We start from the raw sequence: 14,929 nt of genomic DNA on the forward strand, positions 1-14,929 counted from the left end.
TTTAACTAATTGATATTTATAATATTTTTTTGAAAAATAAAAAAAGAATATAAATAGGGCCAGGTTCTGAGGTTTCCCCACGAATAGTTATTTCAGAACAGCGATTTAAGGCGTAGAGTTTATGTAAACAAGGTGGGTATAGTGAGCAGCTGATGCGAGGAGCGCTCGCATGGCATTGATCTTTCTCTTTGTTAGTGACCAAACTGTCAAGGAGACACAAGCCATGCGAACGACCACGATTCTGTCGCGAATCATCGCGGATTGCAAAGACTACATGCATGTGACGCGCTGGCAGCGACTGGTGGATCTGAGCAGTGCCGCGCTCAATGGACAAGCGCTCGCGCTTACCCAATTGGCGCTGGGCAGTGGATCGATTATTAGGCAGCGCCTCGTTTGCTGCCGAATATCTCGACATCTATCGCATCCTGGCAGCACATTGGCCCACTGGGGCAAGCCCGCTACTCATCGTCGTGGACTGGTCAAGCCTGTCGGCAGACATGAACCGGCACTGGTTGCGTGCCTCGGTTGTCGTCGAGGGACGCGCAATGACGCTCTACGAAGAAGTTCACCCAAGACGCCATCTGGCCGCCCATGCCGTACACCAGCGCTTCCTGGAACGTCTGGTCTGCGTGCTGCCTGAACAGCAATCCGCCCCCGTTATCCTGACAGATGCTGGATTTCGCGGTTTGAATCCGTATCCGGACACCTGGTTTGCGCTGATCAAGGCGCAGGGTTGGCACTGGGTGGGGCGTATCCGTAATCGGGAGTTTGTCTGCCGCGTTGCGACCGGCCAGCATGATGCTGCTGACAAGAAGAGTCCACGCTGGTTTCCTGCCAAGACACGCTACGTTGACGCGCAGGCCACCAACGAAGACCTGGGCCTGTTCGACACCACACGCAACAAGCCCAACCACAGCCGCCTCGTGCGCGTCAAGCGCCTGCCAACGGCAAGAAAGCACCGTTACCCAAGCGGCAAGGAACATCGCAATAGCCAATCGAAGAAGATCGCTGCTGCGGCCCGAGAACCATGGCAGCCATCGTGTCGATCTACGCGCAGCGCATGAAGATCGAGCAAAGCTTTCGCGACACCCAAAACGAGCGGTTGGGTCCGGGGCTGACGCGCTCACACTCTCATGGGCAACGGCGGCTCGAAGCATTGTTGCTGATTGGCTACATCGCAGGCATCGCCAAGTGCTTGATCGGCGAGGTGGCTAAATCAATGCACTTACAGCTCGAACTGATCAGCCGCCAACAGGCCAAGTATCATAAACGCGCTGAGATATCGGTGCTGACCCTCGCGACAAGAGTGATTGCGAGCGTCACCTTGATGCGAAAAATCAGTGACCCGCTTGCGTACATCCATCGATAGCGATTACAGGCAATTGCAGCGATCAATCCACTCCCTGCGTCTTCATGATTCGTGGGGAAACTTCAGGGTCTGACCCCATTTATTACCCCAATTGCGCAGGGTCTGACTCCATTTATTTCATTTAGGGTCTGACCCCATTTATTCTTATATTTATTCTTATATTTATTCTTATATTTATTCCTTTATTTATTCCTTTATTTATTCCTTTATTTATTTTTTTCTTTATTTTTTTATTTTTTTATTTTCCATTTATTATAAAAAACGGCGGCCAAGGCCGCCGTTTTGCTGTCAAGTAATCCGACAGGTCAAACCATCTGCTTGCGCCGACGCGCGGCCGCCAGACCGGCCAAGCCGATGCCGAGTAGTGCCAGGGAGGCGGGTTCAGGAACGGTTGCTCCGGTCGTACTGAAACCAGTTACTAGCCCATAATCGCTCTGTGTAGTACCGTGGTAATTGCGGCCCATGATCGAACCACCGGTGTGGGTATCGAAATAGAGACTGCCGCCAGGACTGGAAGCACCCGACACCATAACGTCCATGAGCAAGTTTCCATTCCCGGGGTCGTACGTGAAGGGGGTGCTCAAATCGATATGGAGTGTGTTTCCGAACGCCCAGGGTTGAGACAGGTTTCCGCTGAACACCGTAGTGTTATCTCCACCGAGGTTCGTGGCGAAAGTGGGAGAAAGCGTGTTCCAGTCGCTAGAGGTTGTGGACAGTGCGATTGTCCAGGTGCCGGAGTTCATACTGGTAGCACCCGAGTTGTACGAGGTGTTGAAAAACTCCAGGTCCATGATGGTAATGGGCCCAGAGAACGCACTAGCAGTGTAAACCTGCTGATACTCACCCGAATAAGAACAACCGAATGGGAAGCAGTTCCCTGTGCTCGCATCCGCGGGCAATCCGATGATGATTTGGTTGGAGAACGCGGGAGCCGCACAGAGCAGCGCAGCGGCCGCAACAAGTGCCACACTACATTTCTTGAGTTTCATTTTAATTCCCCTTCAGTTTGTAAAAAAAGATAAATTAAATGAGGTCAGATACGATCTCTATTTTTCTAATCACTATCTCGTATCGTCCCTGCCAATCATGTTAAGCATTATCCATGCCATAAGAGAACATGAAATTAAATTCCATTTAACTTCAGTATGTTAATGACGTTGGTGGTGGCCGTCTGGAAAGTTTCAAAATGAGACTGTAAAAGTTTTCGACGCTCAAACGCGACGCTTCGAGCTTATCAAAGATCCCGCCAGACTCATCAACAAGCCAAACAATTGCGGTGGATACATGCCGTTCGGGTAAAAAATTTCCAGCAGCAGCCACGACGACACATCCAGCGCTATGGCAAACAGCGCGCCCTGGGTGTTGGAGCGTTTCCAGCAGGGGTCGACGAAAGTCGCTACCAGCGTAATCTTGAGAAGAATGGAGAAAAATGAAAGAAAAATGGGGTCATTGGCACTACTTGCTTTCTTGGTCTGCCTACCCCTTTGGATGCAGGTCGGCCTCAAATATGAAGTGCAACACTTACCAGGAGGAATAAATTTCTGACTAATTTTCCTCTCTCGCCTCTTATCTGTTTCACCTCATTTCCTCAACAGGCACCGGGTAGCCAAGCTGCCTCTTTTCTTTCATGTGTAACGCTTAGCTCCGGAAAGCAGTTTTGAGCCAGGCCAGCACTGCTGCTTCCAGTTCTTCGCGGGGGGCAGTTTGTGAAAAGGTATGGTCAGCGTTCGGAATGTCTTTGCGCATTCGTTGCGCCCCTGTGAATGTGGGCGCATCACCTGCACACGCCAGCGTATCCATAAACTCTTTGGCCACCAGATCGCGGCCGCTGAGCACCACTAAAATCGCACCCGGAAAAAAGCGCAAACCGTCGAGGGTTTCCGTTATAAAGTCGGCGCTGGTTTGTCCGAGGAAGGATTTTTGAATCCGTCTCTGGACAAGAATCCGTGTCTGAACAACACGGCGAGAAGCCCGCCACTGGCCCAGATACTCGTGGAATGAAGACCTCAGCCTCACCCCGCCGGTAAAGAGTTTGCGCCAGAACGCAAGGTCAAGCAGACGCTCAACATAATAGTGCCGCACCCGCGCACGGGCGAGGCTGGCTTCGGTTCTCAGCCAGGGGTTCACCAGGCACAGCCCGACCACGAAGGGGTCATTCGTGCGCTGCCAGTACAGCACGGCTGCCGTAGCGGCATCACACAACCCCCACAGCACTACACGCTTGAGGTGCGGGCACTGGGCTTTAAAAGCCGCCAGCGCTGCTGAAATATCGGCATCCACCGCCGCAAAATTTTGCAGCTCGCCGGTGCTGTCGCCCATGCCACGAAAATCAAAGCGCAGGCAACAAAAGTCGGCGCTGGCCAGACGGCGAGATAACAACACAAATTGCCGATGGCTCCCCACGCGATACTGCCTGCCGCCCACCAGTATGAGTACGCCGGTGTCTGTCGGCTGCTCCGGCACACTGACCACCCCGATCAGGCGTTCCCCTGCGCAATCGAAGATGACGGGCAACTCGCTCGGCTCAGGCGATTCATGCGGAGTCATCGCGGCCCTCTGTCAATAGTTGCACTGTAGCCGCGCGCAAGGGCGGGCAATCTTCGGCTTCGGCGATTTGCCAGAAGGCTGTGCCTGGTACCACGGCGCAGCGCACGCTCGTGCCTTGTTCGCGCCACGCATCGACAGCCGCCGCTAGTGAAGGTGACATTGAGCTTGAGTTTGGCAATGAGTGCGGCAACGGCAGCGAATTCGTATTACTTTCGTCAAGAGCCTGCCAGGCGCTGACTTCAATACAGCTCACGCGCCGCGTGTTAACAGGCAGTGCAAGATGCGACGCGGATAAGCCAGCAACCAGCGCAGGCGAAACGCGGTATCCGGCAATCTCGATCTCCGGGGTATTTTCTGTCACGCTTTCAGGTTTATTTTTGCGCGCATCGCTGTCATTTTCCAGCGCCCTGGCCGCCACCGCTTTGGCTGCAACCTCAAGGCGCCGAAACTGCCGCCAATACGCCTCGCCCGACAGTACCGGCTGCCAGAACAAAAAATCCACAGGCTCGTCCAGCGCACTCGCAGCCTCAGTCGCTAACAGACACCCCACACGTAAGCCCCAGAAAATCAGCGGCTCGGTGCTGTCGGTCGGGTTGTGGATGATGCGATGTGACTGCATCCAGCGCGCTGCGGCGATAATGTCCGCTACCCAAGCCGACCAACTGGCCTCGCTGAAATCTCCTGCACTATCGCCGCATCCTAATAGATCGATTTGCAGCACGGCATAACCCTGCGCCGCCAGCATCCGTGACTGCAACGCCGCCATGTGCCGCGAAAAATTCATTTCTTCGGCAAACGGGTGAATGTACACAATGGCCCCACGCGAGGCCGCGCCCGCCAGCTCCGGCGGGTGGTAAAGACAAAAGCGCGAACGACCGCTAACGGAAAGAAAAAAAGGCTGCGTTGTCACAGGTATTGTCACGGGCACTTTTTGCGCACTTTTTGCGCACTCTTTGCCCGCTCTTTGTCAAAGTAGCGCTCTACTGCGCCTGCGGCGGGCCAACTTTATGCCGCACAAAGTCCAGCAGTGAGCCCACCGTAGCAAACAGGCGGCCTTCAATTTCATCGTCGGCAACCAGTACACCAAACCGTTCTTCCAGCCCGGTGACGAGATTGATAATCGTCATCGAATCGAATTCCGGTAACGCGCCCAGCAAGCGCGTCTCTGGCACAAAGGCCAACCCTCTGCCACGCAAACCGAGCGTTGTATCAAGAAGCATCAGCACTTCTTTTTCAATATTCACGTGGGTTTTCCTAAAAACGGATGCGACGAATTCATTGCATTGCTTTTAATTATACGCAGGGCGCGCATCAGAAACCCGTTCAGACACAGCGAATGACCTCATACCTCGCACCGATTGCGCCAGCAGCCCCAACCATTCATGCAGCGAATACCAACTCGCATAGGCGGCTGTAGCGCCTGGCAAAAAGTCGCTCAGTTCGGATCCTGCACTGCGGTGACTAAAAAATCCCGTCGGTGCGGGAATCACGTCAAAACCCTGCGCTGCAAACTCGTTCATCGCCCGCCGCATGTGCGCGGCATGGGTAACCAGCACAATACGGTGTATGCCTTGCGGGTCGAGGATCAACGCCGATAGCCGCGCATTGTCCGCTGTATCCAGCGAACGCACTTCCTGCCAGCGCGGGTTAACGTTAAAGTCTTCGCGCAAGCTTTGCGCCATGAGCACGGCCTCGCCAGTAACACCCGCTGGCGCGCCCCCACTGACCAGCACCGGCAAACCACTGTGACGTGCCAAACGGGCACCATAGCGCAGCCGCTCCAGCGTGATCCGGTTCGGTGTAGGGCCACCGTATTCGGGCATATGCAACCGCTGCCCGCCCCCTAAAATGACGATCGCCTGCGCACGCTGCAAGTCCGCCATCTTTAGCACGGGAACACGCTCCAAGGGTGCCGACAACAGAGCAACCCCGGCCGGCGTCGTCAAAAACAGGCTCAGCAGCACGCCGCCCCACGCCAGCGTTTTTCCCAGGCGCGGATATCGGTGGCAGAACAATACCCCGCCCACAATGAACAGCAGCGGCAGCAACGGTGGCAGTAACACCACCGACAGAAACTTTTTCAACAGAAAGGGAACACCGACCGGCATGCGAAGCTGATTTCCTTGGTTTACTATTAAGGGCAATGGAAGGCGCTGATTATCGCAGCAACCAGGCAACATAATGCCTTCGTCAATGCAGTTTCAATTGGCTATATGGCTAAAGACTCAGCACTGTCATCCGCTGTCATCAAGATACCGCATCAAGATACGCGGGTAATTCGGCTATCATTTGCCCCGTTTCGTTATCGGACACAAAACCCCCATGAAAATTACGGTCATTGGCTCAGGCTACGTCGGCCTGGTTTCGGGCGCCTGCCTTGCAGAAGTCGGCAACGATGTGCTTTGCCTTGATGTGGATGCCAATAAAATTCGCATCCTCAACGAGGGGGGCATCCCCATTTATGAGCCGGGTCTGGAAGCCATGGTCAAGCGCAATAAAGAGGCCGGCCGCTTGCGCTTTACCACCCATATTCCTGATGCCGTAGCGCATGGCGATATCCAGTTTATTGCGGTGGGCACGCCGCCCGATGAAGATGGCTCGGCTGATCTTCAGTATGTGCTGGCCGCCGCCCGCAACATCGGCGAGCATATGACCGGCTACAAGGTTGTGGTCGACAAATCAACTGTTCCCGTGGGCACAGCTGACAAGGTGCGCACGGCGATTGGCGAGGCGCTCACAGCGCGTAATGCCACAATCAATTTCAGTGTCGTCTCCAACCCGGAGTTTTTAAAAGAAGGCGCGGCGATCGACGACTTCATGAAGCCGGACCGCATTGTGGTGGGTGTGTCCGACGATCAGGCGGCCGACATGATGCGCCAGCTCTACGCACCCTTTCAGCGCAACCACGAACGCCTGATCGTGATGGATGTGCGCTCGGCCGAGCTGACCAAATACGCCGCCAATGCCATGCTGGCCACGCGCATCAGCTTCATGAACGAGCTGGCGAATCTGGCGGAAAAACTCGGCGCGGATATTGAGCTGGTGCGTCAGGGCATCGGCTCCGACCCGCGCATCGGTTATCACTTCCTCTACCCCGGTTGCGGCTATGGCGGCTCATGTTTCCCCAAGGATGTGCAGGCGCTGGTTCGCACCGCGCACGCTGCCGGGCAAGACCTCAAGGTGCTGCAAGCGGTGGAAGATGCCAACGAAGTGCAAAAGCACGTGCTGGCGCAAAAAATTATCAAGCATTTTGGTGAAGATCTCTCCGGCAAAAAAATTGCCCTGTGGGGGCTGGCCTTCAAACCGAATACGGATGACATGCGCGAAGCACCGAGCCGTGTCCTCATCGAGGAGTTATTCAAGTGCGGCGCGACCGTGCGTGCGTATGACCCCGTTGCCATACACGAAACCCAGCGCATTTACGGCGACGAACCGCGCCTCGAATATGCCCAGAACCCCATGGATACCCTCGAAGGCGCGGATATGCTGGCGATAGTGACAGAATGGAAAGAGTTTCGCGCGCCGGATTTTGCCGCCATCAAGGCCAAGCTCAAAACACCGGTCATCTTCGATGGCCGCAATCTCTATGACCCTACGCATGTTCGCGCTGCAGGGCTGAGTTATTTCACCATCGGACGCCACTAGCCACAACCACCGGCATGCGGTGCAGACAGCCAGCAGACCATGATCGTCCACCGCTTTAATGACTTTGCCGCGTTTCGGGCGGCCATAGGAGGAAAACCCGCAGAGCAGGCCAGCGATCATGGCGCGTTTTTTCAAACCACCGACTGGTTTGAACTGCTCGCGCAACACGGCTTACCCGCAGGCACGCCTCTGCAATGGCTGATGGCAACGAATGATGGCTCGCCCATCCTTGGATTGCCGCTGATTCAAGAACCAGGCAGGCTCACCAGTCTGAGCAATTTTTACACACCGCTCTATGCGCCCCTGCTATTACGCGATGGATTAAACGCATCGACTTGGCCTGAGGATTCTCTCCCAGCATGCGCACTGGCGGCCACCACGCATTTTTTACGCCACAACGCACCGCGCCCTGCGGTAATTCAATTGCAACCGCTCGACATCGCCGACGCCTTTTATCCGGCAATGCGCAACGCGCTCATTACTGCGGGTTACGCCGTCGATAGCTATTTCTGTTTTGGTAACTGGACTCTGCCCTGCCGTGGCCTGCGTTTTGCCGATTATTTTGCACGTCGTCCTTCTGCTTTACAGAACACGATGCACCGCGCACGCAAAAAACTCGAGCGCGCGGGTGCATGGAAAATAGACATTCACACACAGTCGGGGGAGTCGCTCGGCGCGGCTATCACCGCCTTTGAAACCATCTATCAGCGCAGTTGGAAGCCGTCTGAAGCCTTCCCCGATTTCGTGCGCAGGTTGTGTGCTCTGGCCGCACAACGCGGCTGGCTGCGGCTGGGGGTACTATCACTCAATGGCGTTGCCCTGGCCAGCCAGATATGGCTGGTGGATCAGGGCAAAGCCGCCATCTTCAAACTCGCTTACGACCCCGATGCCGCGCGCTACTCGCCCGGATCACTGCTCACTGCCGCCCTGATGGAATACGTGCTGGAGCATGATGCCGTTGATGAAATTGACTACTTGAGTGGCGATGACCCCTACAAGCAAGACTGGATGAGCCATCGCCGCGAACGGCATGGGCTGATTGCCTTTGACCTCGCGATGCCACGCGGCCTCTTCGCCGCAGCGCGCCACTATGGTGGAAAAGAACTCCGCATCTGGAGAACAGGCAGAACAGCATGACCATCGGCATGACAACCACCCTGTTACCCGAGCTCATCCGTAACGCCGCGCATCGCACGCCGCAAGCCATCGCGCTAATCGATCCGCTAACTGATTCGCCAAACAAGGACGCAATGCATGTCACTTATGCCGAGCTTTGGCAGCAAACCGAACAGTGTGCGCGAGCGCTCGCAACACTTGGCTTAATGCCCGGCGAGCGGGTCGCGGTGTATCTCGAAAAGCGGCTGGAAACCGTGGTTGCCTGCTTTGCCACAGCGCACGCCGGCGGCCTCTTCGTGCCGGTAAACCCGATTCTGCGTGCAGAACAAGTCGGGTACATTCTGCAGGATTGTACGGTCACAATACTCATCACATCCACTGCGCGTCTGGCCACTCTTGAGTCTGTGCTGGCGAGCTGCCCTGCGTTGCGCTACATCGTGCTGGTTGACGACCTATCGACACACCCTACGCATCATCGCTGGTCGGCACTGCTAAAAGACGCGGCATCGATGCTTTCCGCCGTGTCACCAGCGCCGACTTTTTCCGCAGAGTTCAGCCACGACGCCGACACACAAGCCGTGGCGATTTTCTACACCTCGGGCAGCACCGGCAAACCCAAAGGCGTGGTGATCTCTCACCGCAATCTCGTGATCGGCGCGCAAAGTGTCGCGCACTATCTTGATAATCGCCCGGATGATCGCCTGCTCGCTGCCTTACCCTTGTCGTTCGATGCCGGATTCAGTCAGCTCACCACCGCGTTTCATGTCGGTGCCTGCGTGGTGTTGCACAATTACGTGCTGCCGCGTGATCTGCTGCGTGCCTTGATTGAAGAGCGCATCACCGGCCTCACCGCCGTGCCGCCGTTGTACATCCAGCTCGCGCGATGCGACTGGCCCGTCGGTTGCGCCGATACCTTGCGTTATTTCGCCACCACCGGCGGGCGCATGCCGGGTGACACGCTGGCGCGTCTGCGAGAAAAAACGCCGCATGCGAAACCTTTTCTGATGTACGGCCTCACCGAAGCGTTTCGCTCAACCTATCTGCCACCTGAAGAAGTTGACCGGCGGCCCGATTCGATCGGCCGCGCCATTCCCCATGCCGAGGTGCTGGTGCTGCGCACCGACGGCACGGTCTGTGATGACAACGAACCCGGCGAACTCGTCCATCGCGGCCCGCTGGTCACCCTCGGTTACTGGAACAATCCAGAAGCCACCGCCGAGCGCTTTAAGTCCTTGCCGCCACATCTTGACCCAACCGCTACCGAGCGCGCCGTCTATTCCGGTGACACCGTGCGGCGGGATGCCGAAGGCTTTCTCTACTTTGTGGGGCGGCGGGATGACATGATCAAAACCTCCGGCTATCGCGTGAGCCCCACTGAAATTGAAGAAGTGCTCTATGCCTTTGAGCTGGTGGCTGAATGCGCCGCTTTTGGCATACCGCACGATACCTTGGGCGAAGCGATTCATGTCGTCGTCGCCCTCACCGCAAACGCCAACAACGAAACGGCGAGCGAAACTGCGCCCGCCGCTTTGCTCGCCGAGTGCCGCCGCCGTTTGCCGTCTTATATGGTTCCGGCCATGATCACTATTTATCCCGGTCCGCTGCCACGCAATGCCAATGGCAAGATTGATCGGCGTACACTGGCCGCTACCCTGGGGGCTATCGCAGGCAAAACCGCTGCCCCTCAAAAACCTTAACGCGATGCATACCTTGTCTTTTCCTCACGATGCGCACACCTTCGGCGGCCAGCCGATCACCCAATTAGCCACCGAGCAGGGCACACCGTTTTATGCCTACGACAGCCAGCGCATCACGCAACGCATTGCCGATTTGCGCGCTATTCTGCCCAAATCAATTGGCATGCACTACGCAATCAAGGCCAATCCATTCCTGCCTTTAGTGCGCTTGATGGCCGGGCTGGTTGATGGTGTCGATATTGCCTCTGCCGGTGAGCTTGATCTGGCGCTTAAAGCGGGCATCGTGCCCGAAAGCATAAGCTTCGCCGGACCCGGCAAACGCGATAGCGAACTGGCGCAAGCGGTGGCAGAAAATGTATTGATCAATGCCGAATCCGCAGGAGAACTGCTGCGCCTGGCGACAATCGCGCAACACCAGGGGCGTGTGGCGCGTGTCGCGCTGAGAGTCAATCCAGCATTTGAATTAAAAGGTTCAGGCATGCGTATGGGCGGCGGACCGCGACCGTTTGGCATTGACGAAGAAATGATTCCCGATCTTTTAGCCAGTTGGTCGCGCTTTGATAACCACCTGACATTTGAAGGTTTACACATTTTCGCTGGCTCGCAAAACCTGAACGGCGAGGCGATTGCCGAAGCACAACGCGCCAGCTACCAGCTGGCCTTGAGTCTTGCCGCACACGCCCCTGCGCCGATCAAAACGCTCAACCTCGGTGGTGGCTTCGGCATCCCCTATTTTCCTCACGAATCGGCCCTTGACCTGACCCCGATTATTGCGGCATTAAACGAGATCGCCACCGATGCCGCACAGCGGTTACCGCACGCGGCATTGCATCTGGAACTCGGCCGTTATCTGGTGGGCGAAGCGGGCATTTATGTCACCCGCATCATCGATAAAAAAGTGTCGCGCGGCCACACGTATCTTGTCACCGATGGCGGCCTTAACCATCACCTGGCCGCCAGTGGCAACTTTGGCCAGGTAATCCGCCGCAACTACCCCGTGGCGATCATTCACTCGCAGGATGCGGGGAAAGTCTTGTCCAGAGACGGATTCAAAAGTCCGTCTCTGGACGGCGCTGGTGACACGGCAACCAGCACCCCCACCAGCGTCGTTGGCCCGCTGTGCACCCCGCTTGATCTGCTGGCCGATAACGTCAACCTGCCCCACGCAACACCGGGTGATCTGTTCGTCATTTTCCAGTCCGGCGCCTATGGTGCCAGTGCCAGCCCGCAAAATTTTCTCTCTCATCCGACCGTAACGGAAATGCTGCTCTAGCCGAGCGGTATCTCACCCGATAAGCGGCGAATCAGCTGGTCAGCAGCGTTTTCAACCAACGTCAGCACATAGTCAAAACCCTCAGGGCCGCCATAGTAAGGATCGGGCACCTCATCGTCAAGCTCCTTGCCGACATACTCAAGAAACAAACCCAAGCCTTGCCGATGCGTCGGCGGGCAAAGTTTTTCCAGCACCTTGAGATGACCGCGATCCATTGCCAGCACGTGATCGAAACGAAAAAAGTCACTCTCCGTCACCTGCCGCGCACGCAATGGCGCCAGATCGTAACCGCGCCTGGCGGCAGCCGCAATGGCGCGCCGATCCGGCGGCTCGCCGGTGTGATAACCGATCGTGCCAGCAGAATCAAACGTGAATAAATGCCCCACCCCTTGTTTTTCCGCCAGCGCGCGCGCCACACCTTCCGCCGTGGGTGATCGACAAATGTTCCCCGTACAAACAAAAAGTATTCTTTGTTGAATCATGTCCTGCGCTCCACAACAACCATCATTCGGCCTAGCATATCAGCCCCACGCTTGAAATTCGTCATTAAACCGACGCAAAGGTTTGATAACATGAAAGCATGAAATTCAAACAACATTAAAAATATCTGCCCTACACCATGCCAAACATAAACCAGCCTGCCACCAAAGCGACGAATCAGCCGCCCGTTATTCCCGTTCTGTTGTGTGGCGGTTCCGGCACGCGGCTGTGGCCCCTGTCACGCGCACAATATCCCAAACAGTTTTTACGCTTGCTGGGCGAGCATTCCTTATTACAAGCCACACTGTTGCGCCTTGAGGGCTTTCCGGAATTAGGCCGGCCCGTATTGATCACCAATGAGGCGCACCGCTTTCTGGTAGCCGAGCAAATCCGCGAGATAGGCATTGAAGCCGATATTCTGCTCGAACCCGCCGCGCGCAATACCGCCCCGGCGTTGGCTGCTGCTGCGCAATGGTGCCGCCAAGATGGTCAGTCTCCCTTGATGTTGGTGCTTCCTTCCGACCATGTCGTCACCGACATTGCCGCCTTTCAACAAGCGGTTGCGCTAGGACTGCCGCACGCTGCCGCCGGGCGTTTTGTTACTTTCGGCATTACCCCCGAACGCGCCGAGACCGGCTATGGCTATATCCACCGAGGCGCCGCCATCGCCGATGGTTTTGCGATTGATCGCTTTGTTGAAAAGCCGGATTTAACCACCGCCCAAAGTTATCTTGATTCAGGCGAATACTATTGGAACAGCGGCATGTTCCTGTTCCGCGCGGATCGCTATTTGCGCACCCTGAGCCGCCTGGCGCCAGACATTGTTGAACCCGCACGCAACGCCGTTGATCGCGCCCGCCGTGACCTGGATTTCATTCGTCTGGATAGCGAAGCCTTTGCCGCGTGTCGCGCCGACTCGATTGACTACGCGCTGATGGAAAAAACCGATGATGGCATTGTCATTCCGCTCTCCGCCGGGTGGAATGACATTGGCGCGTGGGATACGCTGTGCCGTAGTGCCAGCGCCGACTTTAACGGCAACACCTGCACGGGCGACGTCATCGCGCATGACTGCAGCAACAATCTCATCCGCGCCGAATCAAGGTTGGTCACCACCATTGGCCTCACCGACATGGTGGTGATCGAAACGGCAGATGCCGTGCTCATCGCGCCAAAAAACCGCACCCAGGAAGTCAAGAAAATCGTCGAGCAATTGCAGCGCGATGGCCGCACGGAAAGCGATTTGCATATGCACGTCCACCGCCCCTGGGGCAGCTACCAGGGCATCGTGCAAGGCGAGCGTTATCAGGTCAAGCGCATCATTGTCAAACCCGGCAAGCGACTCTCGCTACAAAAACATCACCACCGCGCCGAGCACTGGATCGTGGTCAGGGGCACGGCCCAAGTCACCCGGGGTGAAGAAATCTTATTGCTCGCGGAAAACGAATCCACCTACATTCCGTTAGGCGTCGTACATCGCCTGGAAAACCTGGGCAAGATTGATCTGGAAATGATCGAAGTTCAATCCGGCGGCTATCTGGGCGAAGACGATATTGTGCGGCTGGAAGACTCGTACGGGCGAGCGATATAACACCGTGGCGATGAATCGTCAATAAATCGTGTCTGACCTCATTCAATTCCATTCAATTAGCCTGCCCCCTTTGATTACAATAATTCTGATGGAAAAATCATGAGTAAAGAATTCAATTCCAAGCCTGGGAAATTTGCGGTCGAAGCATTACTTGGCAGTATAAATAGCCTCAGCGGCACAAAAAGCGATAAAGACCTTAATGACTATGCTAAATGGCACTATTTGCGGCTCGCACTCGATTTGGATTGGATCACCAAAACGGTTGGTAGAGATGCACGAATTCTTGAGGTTGGCGGAAGTCCATTTTTTCTGACAAATGCGCTACTGACCCAAGGCTACAAGCTGGACGTCATCGACAAGATGAGCGATGCGGCTAAAGCACTGGTGCAAACAGCCGGCCTGGCGGTAACAAGTTGCGATATTGAGCAGGAAAAAATCCCTTTCGGCGACAACATCTTCGACGAAATTTTGTTCAACGAGGTGTTTGAGCATATGCGAATTAATCCGATTGTTACTATGAAGGAGATTCTTAGAATTCTTCGACCCAATGGCCGGCTCTGGCTATCGACGCCGAATCTTGGCTCTCTCCGTGGCATTATGAATCTCATTATGAAAAATGAGGGCTGGTCAGTAGTATCTGAAGGCGTCTATGCTCAATATGAACTCCTGAGCAAGATTGGCTATATGGGTCACGTTAGGGAATATACGTCAAAGGAGATTACCGATTTTCTTTTGCGCGTCGGGTTCCATGTGGAGAAGGTCGTCTACCGCGGCGCTTATGGAAACCGCATGGCGAATGGTATGACTAAGATGATTCCACGGTTGAAACCATTCTTTACGTGCATCGCACGAAAGCCAAGATGAGAAAGAAGGAGAGTGAGTAAATGGTGAGTAAAGAGTAAATGGGGTCAGACACGATTTAATCCTTTATCTTTTTAGTAAATAGTAAATGGGGTCAGACACGATTTAATCCTTTATCTTTTCAGTACATGCCGCTCAAGCAAGACCAGATAGCACAGACAGGCAAATACCATCAAGGCAATCCCGCCCAACAGCAAGGTGCCAGACTGAAACCCGCCTAACCAGAAATGTCCTTGCAAGCGCAGAGTTCCTGAGGCAGCACTGAGCAGCACCCCAGCCACCGCCGCTAACCGGCCCAACCACCGCAAGATCATCGATTCCATGACTGCCTCCTCGTTATTTGAAAAAAC

At 55.3% G+C, this 14,929-nt stretch carries 16 protein-coding genes; 8 read left to right on the forward strand and 8 right to left on the reverse strand.

Going from position 1 to position 14,929, the window contains the following annotated elements; genetic code table 11:
- Window positions 1-314: 314 nt before the first annotated feature.
- Window positions 315-1,064, forward strand: a complete 750-nt coding sequence (locus PG1C_RS11120) for a hypothetical protein (protein ID WP_202634834.1) — start codon at window positions 315-317, stop codon at window positions 1,062-1,064.
- The gene (locus PG1C_RS11125; protein WP_202634835.1) at window positions 1,028-1,369 is read left to right on the forward strand and encodes a hypothetical protein; all 342 of its coding nucleotides are present in this window, start codon (window positions 1,028-1,030) and stop codon (window positions 1,367-1,369) included. Before PG1C_RS11120 ends, PG1C_RS11125 begins: the two co-directional genes overlap by 37 nt.
- A 305-nt stretch (window positions 1,370-1,674) precedes the next feature.
- On the opposite strand, the gene PG1C_RS14650 is transcribed toward PG1C_RS11125, so the two are convergent.
- From PG1C_RS14650 to PG1C_RS11155, 6 genes are all read right to left on the reverse strand, one after another.
- The gene (locus tag PG1C_RS14650; protein ID WP_237218165.1) at window positions 1,675-2,358 is read right to left on the reverse strand and encodes a PEP-CTERM sorting domain-containing protein; all 684 of its coding nucleotides are present in this window, start codon (window positions 2,356-2,358) and stop codon (window positions 1,675-1,677) included.
- A gap of 222 nt (window positions 2,359-2,580) precedes the next feature.
- The gene (locus tag PG1C_RS11135; protein ID WP_202634836.1) at window positions 2,581-2,874 is read right to left on the reverse strand and encodes a hypothetical protein; all 294 of its coding nucleotides are present in this window, start codon (window positions 2,872-2,874) and stop codon (window positions 2,581-2,583) included.
- Between the two features lie 133 nt (window positions 2,875-3,007).
- The gene (locus PG1C_RS11140; RefSeq protein WP_202634837.1) at window positions 3,008-3,916 is read right to left on the reverse strand and encodes a hydrolase 1, exosortase A system-associated; all 909 of its coding nucleotides are present in this window, start codon (window positions 3,914-3,916) and stop codon (window positions 3,008-3,010) included.
- The gene (locus PG1C_RS11145) at window positions 3,903-4,838 is read right to left on the reverse strand and encodes a hydrolase 2, exosortase A system-associated (RefSeq protein ID WP_202634838.1); all 936 of its coding nucleotides are present in this window, start codon (window positions 4,836-4,838) and stop codon (window positions 3,903-3,905) included. The genes PG1C_RS11140 and PG1C_RS11145 overlap by 14 nt, the downstream gene beginning before the upstream one ends.
- A 58-nt stretch (window positions 4,839-4,896) precedes the next feature.
- Window positions 4,897-5,160, reverse strand: a complete 264-nt coding sequence (locus tag PG1C_RS11150; protein ID WP_202634839.1) for an acyl carrier protein — start codon at window positions 5,158-5,160, stop codon at window positions 4,897-4,899.
- Window positions 5,161-5,205: 45 nt separating this feature from the next.
- A complete protein-coding gene (locus PG1C_RS11155; protein ID WP_202634840.1) occupies window positions 5,206-6,024 on the reverse strand; it encodes a YdcF family protein in 819 nt (272 codons plus the stop codon).
- A 214-nt stretch (window positions 6,025-6,238) separates the two neighbouring features.
- On the opposite strand from PG1C_RS11155, the gene PG1C_RS11160 reads away from it, so the two are divergent.
- From PG1C_RS11160 to PG1C_RS11175, 4 genes are read left to right on the forward strand one after another with little or no spacing between them, the layout of a single operon-like run.
- A complete protein-coding gene (locus PG1C_RS11160; RefSeq protein WP_202634841.1) occupies window positions 6,239-7,561 on the forward strand; it encodes a UDP-glucose dehydrogenase family protein in 1,323 nt (440 codons plus the stop codon).
- Window positions 7,562-7,600: 39 nt separating this feature from the next.
- Complete coding sequence (locus PG1C_RS11165) at window positions 7,601-8,698, forward strand: GNAT family N-acetyltransferase (protein ID WP_202634842.1); 1,098 nt, start codon at window positions 7,601-7,603, stop codon at window positions 8,696-8,698.
- On the forward strand, window positions 8,695-10,374 hold the full coding sequence (locus tag PG1C_RS11170) for an acyl-CoA ligase (AMP-forming), exosortase A system-associated (protein WP_284431759.1): 1,680 nt from the start codon (window positions 8,695-8,697) through the stop codon (window positions 10,372-10,374). Before PG1C_RS11165 ends, PG1C_RS11170 begins: the two co-directional genes overlap by 4 nt.
- On the forward strand, window positions 10,295-11,647 hold the full coding sequence (locus PG1C_RS11175; protein WP_284431760.1) for a pyridoxal-dependent decarboxylase, exosortase A system-associated: 1,353 nt from the start codon (window positions 10,295-10,297) through the stop codon (window positions 11,645-11,647). The genes PG1C_RS11170 and PG1C_RS11175 overlap by 80 nt, the downstream gene beginning before the upstream one ends.
- On the opposite strand, the gene PG1C_RS11180 is transcribed toward PG1C_RS11175, so the two are convergent.
- The gene (locus tag PG1C_RS11180) at window positions 11,644-12,129 is read right to left on the reverse strand and encodes a low molecular weight protein-tyrosine-phosphatase (protein WP_202634843.1); all 486 of its coding nucleotides are present in this window, start codon (window positions 12,127-12,129) and stop codon (window positions 11,644-11,646) included. The two genes, PG1C_RS11175 and PG1C_RS11180, sit on opposite strands and share 4 nt — an antisense overlap.
- A 137-nt stretch (window positions 12,130-12,266) precedes the next feature.
- Between PG1C_RS11180 and PG1C_RS11185 the strand changes: the two genes are divergently transcribed.
- Both PG1C_RS11185 and PG1C_RS11190 read left to right on the forward strand, forming a co-directional pair.
- Window positions 12,267-13,718: a mannose-1-phosphate guanylyltransferase/mannose-6-phosphate isomerase gene (locus PG1C_RS11185; protein WP_202634844.1), complete on the forward strand. Its 1,452-nt coding sequence runs from the start codon at window positions 12,267-12,269 to the stop codon at window positions 13,716-13,718.
- A 99-nt stretch (window positions 13,719-13,817) separates the two neighbouring features.
- Window positions 13,818-14,582, forward strand: a complete 765-nt coding sequence (locus tag PG1C_RS11190) for a class I SAM-dependent methyltransferase (protein WP_202634845.1) — start codon at window positions 13,818-13,820, stop codon at window positions 14,580-14,582.
- Between the two features lie 110 nt (window positions 14,583-14,692).
- On the opposite strand, the gene PG1C_RS11195 is transcribed toward PG1C_RS11190, so the two are convergent.
- Window positions 14,693-14,902 (reverse strand): hypothetical protein, encoded by a 210-nt coding sequence (locus PG1C_RS11195; protein ID WP_202634846.1) that lies wholly within the window; start codon window positions 14,900-14,902, stop codon window positions 14,693-14,695.
- Window positions 14,903-14,929: the final 27 nt, after the last annotated feature.

The organism is Rugosibacter aromaticivorans, assembly GCF_000934545.1.
Taxonomy (GTDB): Bacteria; Pseudomonadota; Gammaproteobacteria; order Burkholderiales; family Rhodocyclaceae; genus Rugosibacter; species Rugosibacter aromaticivorans.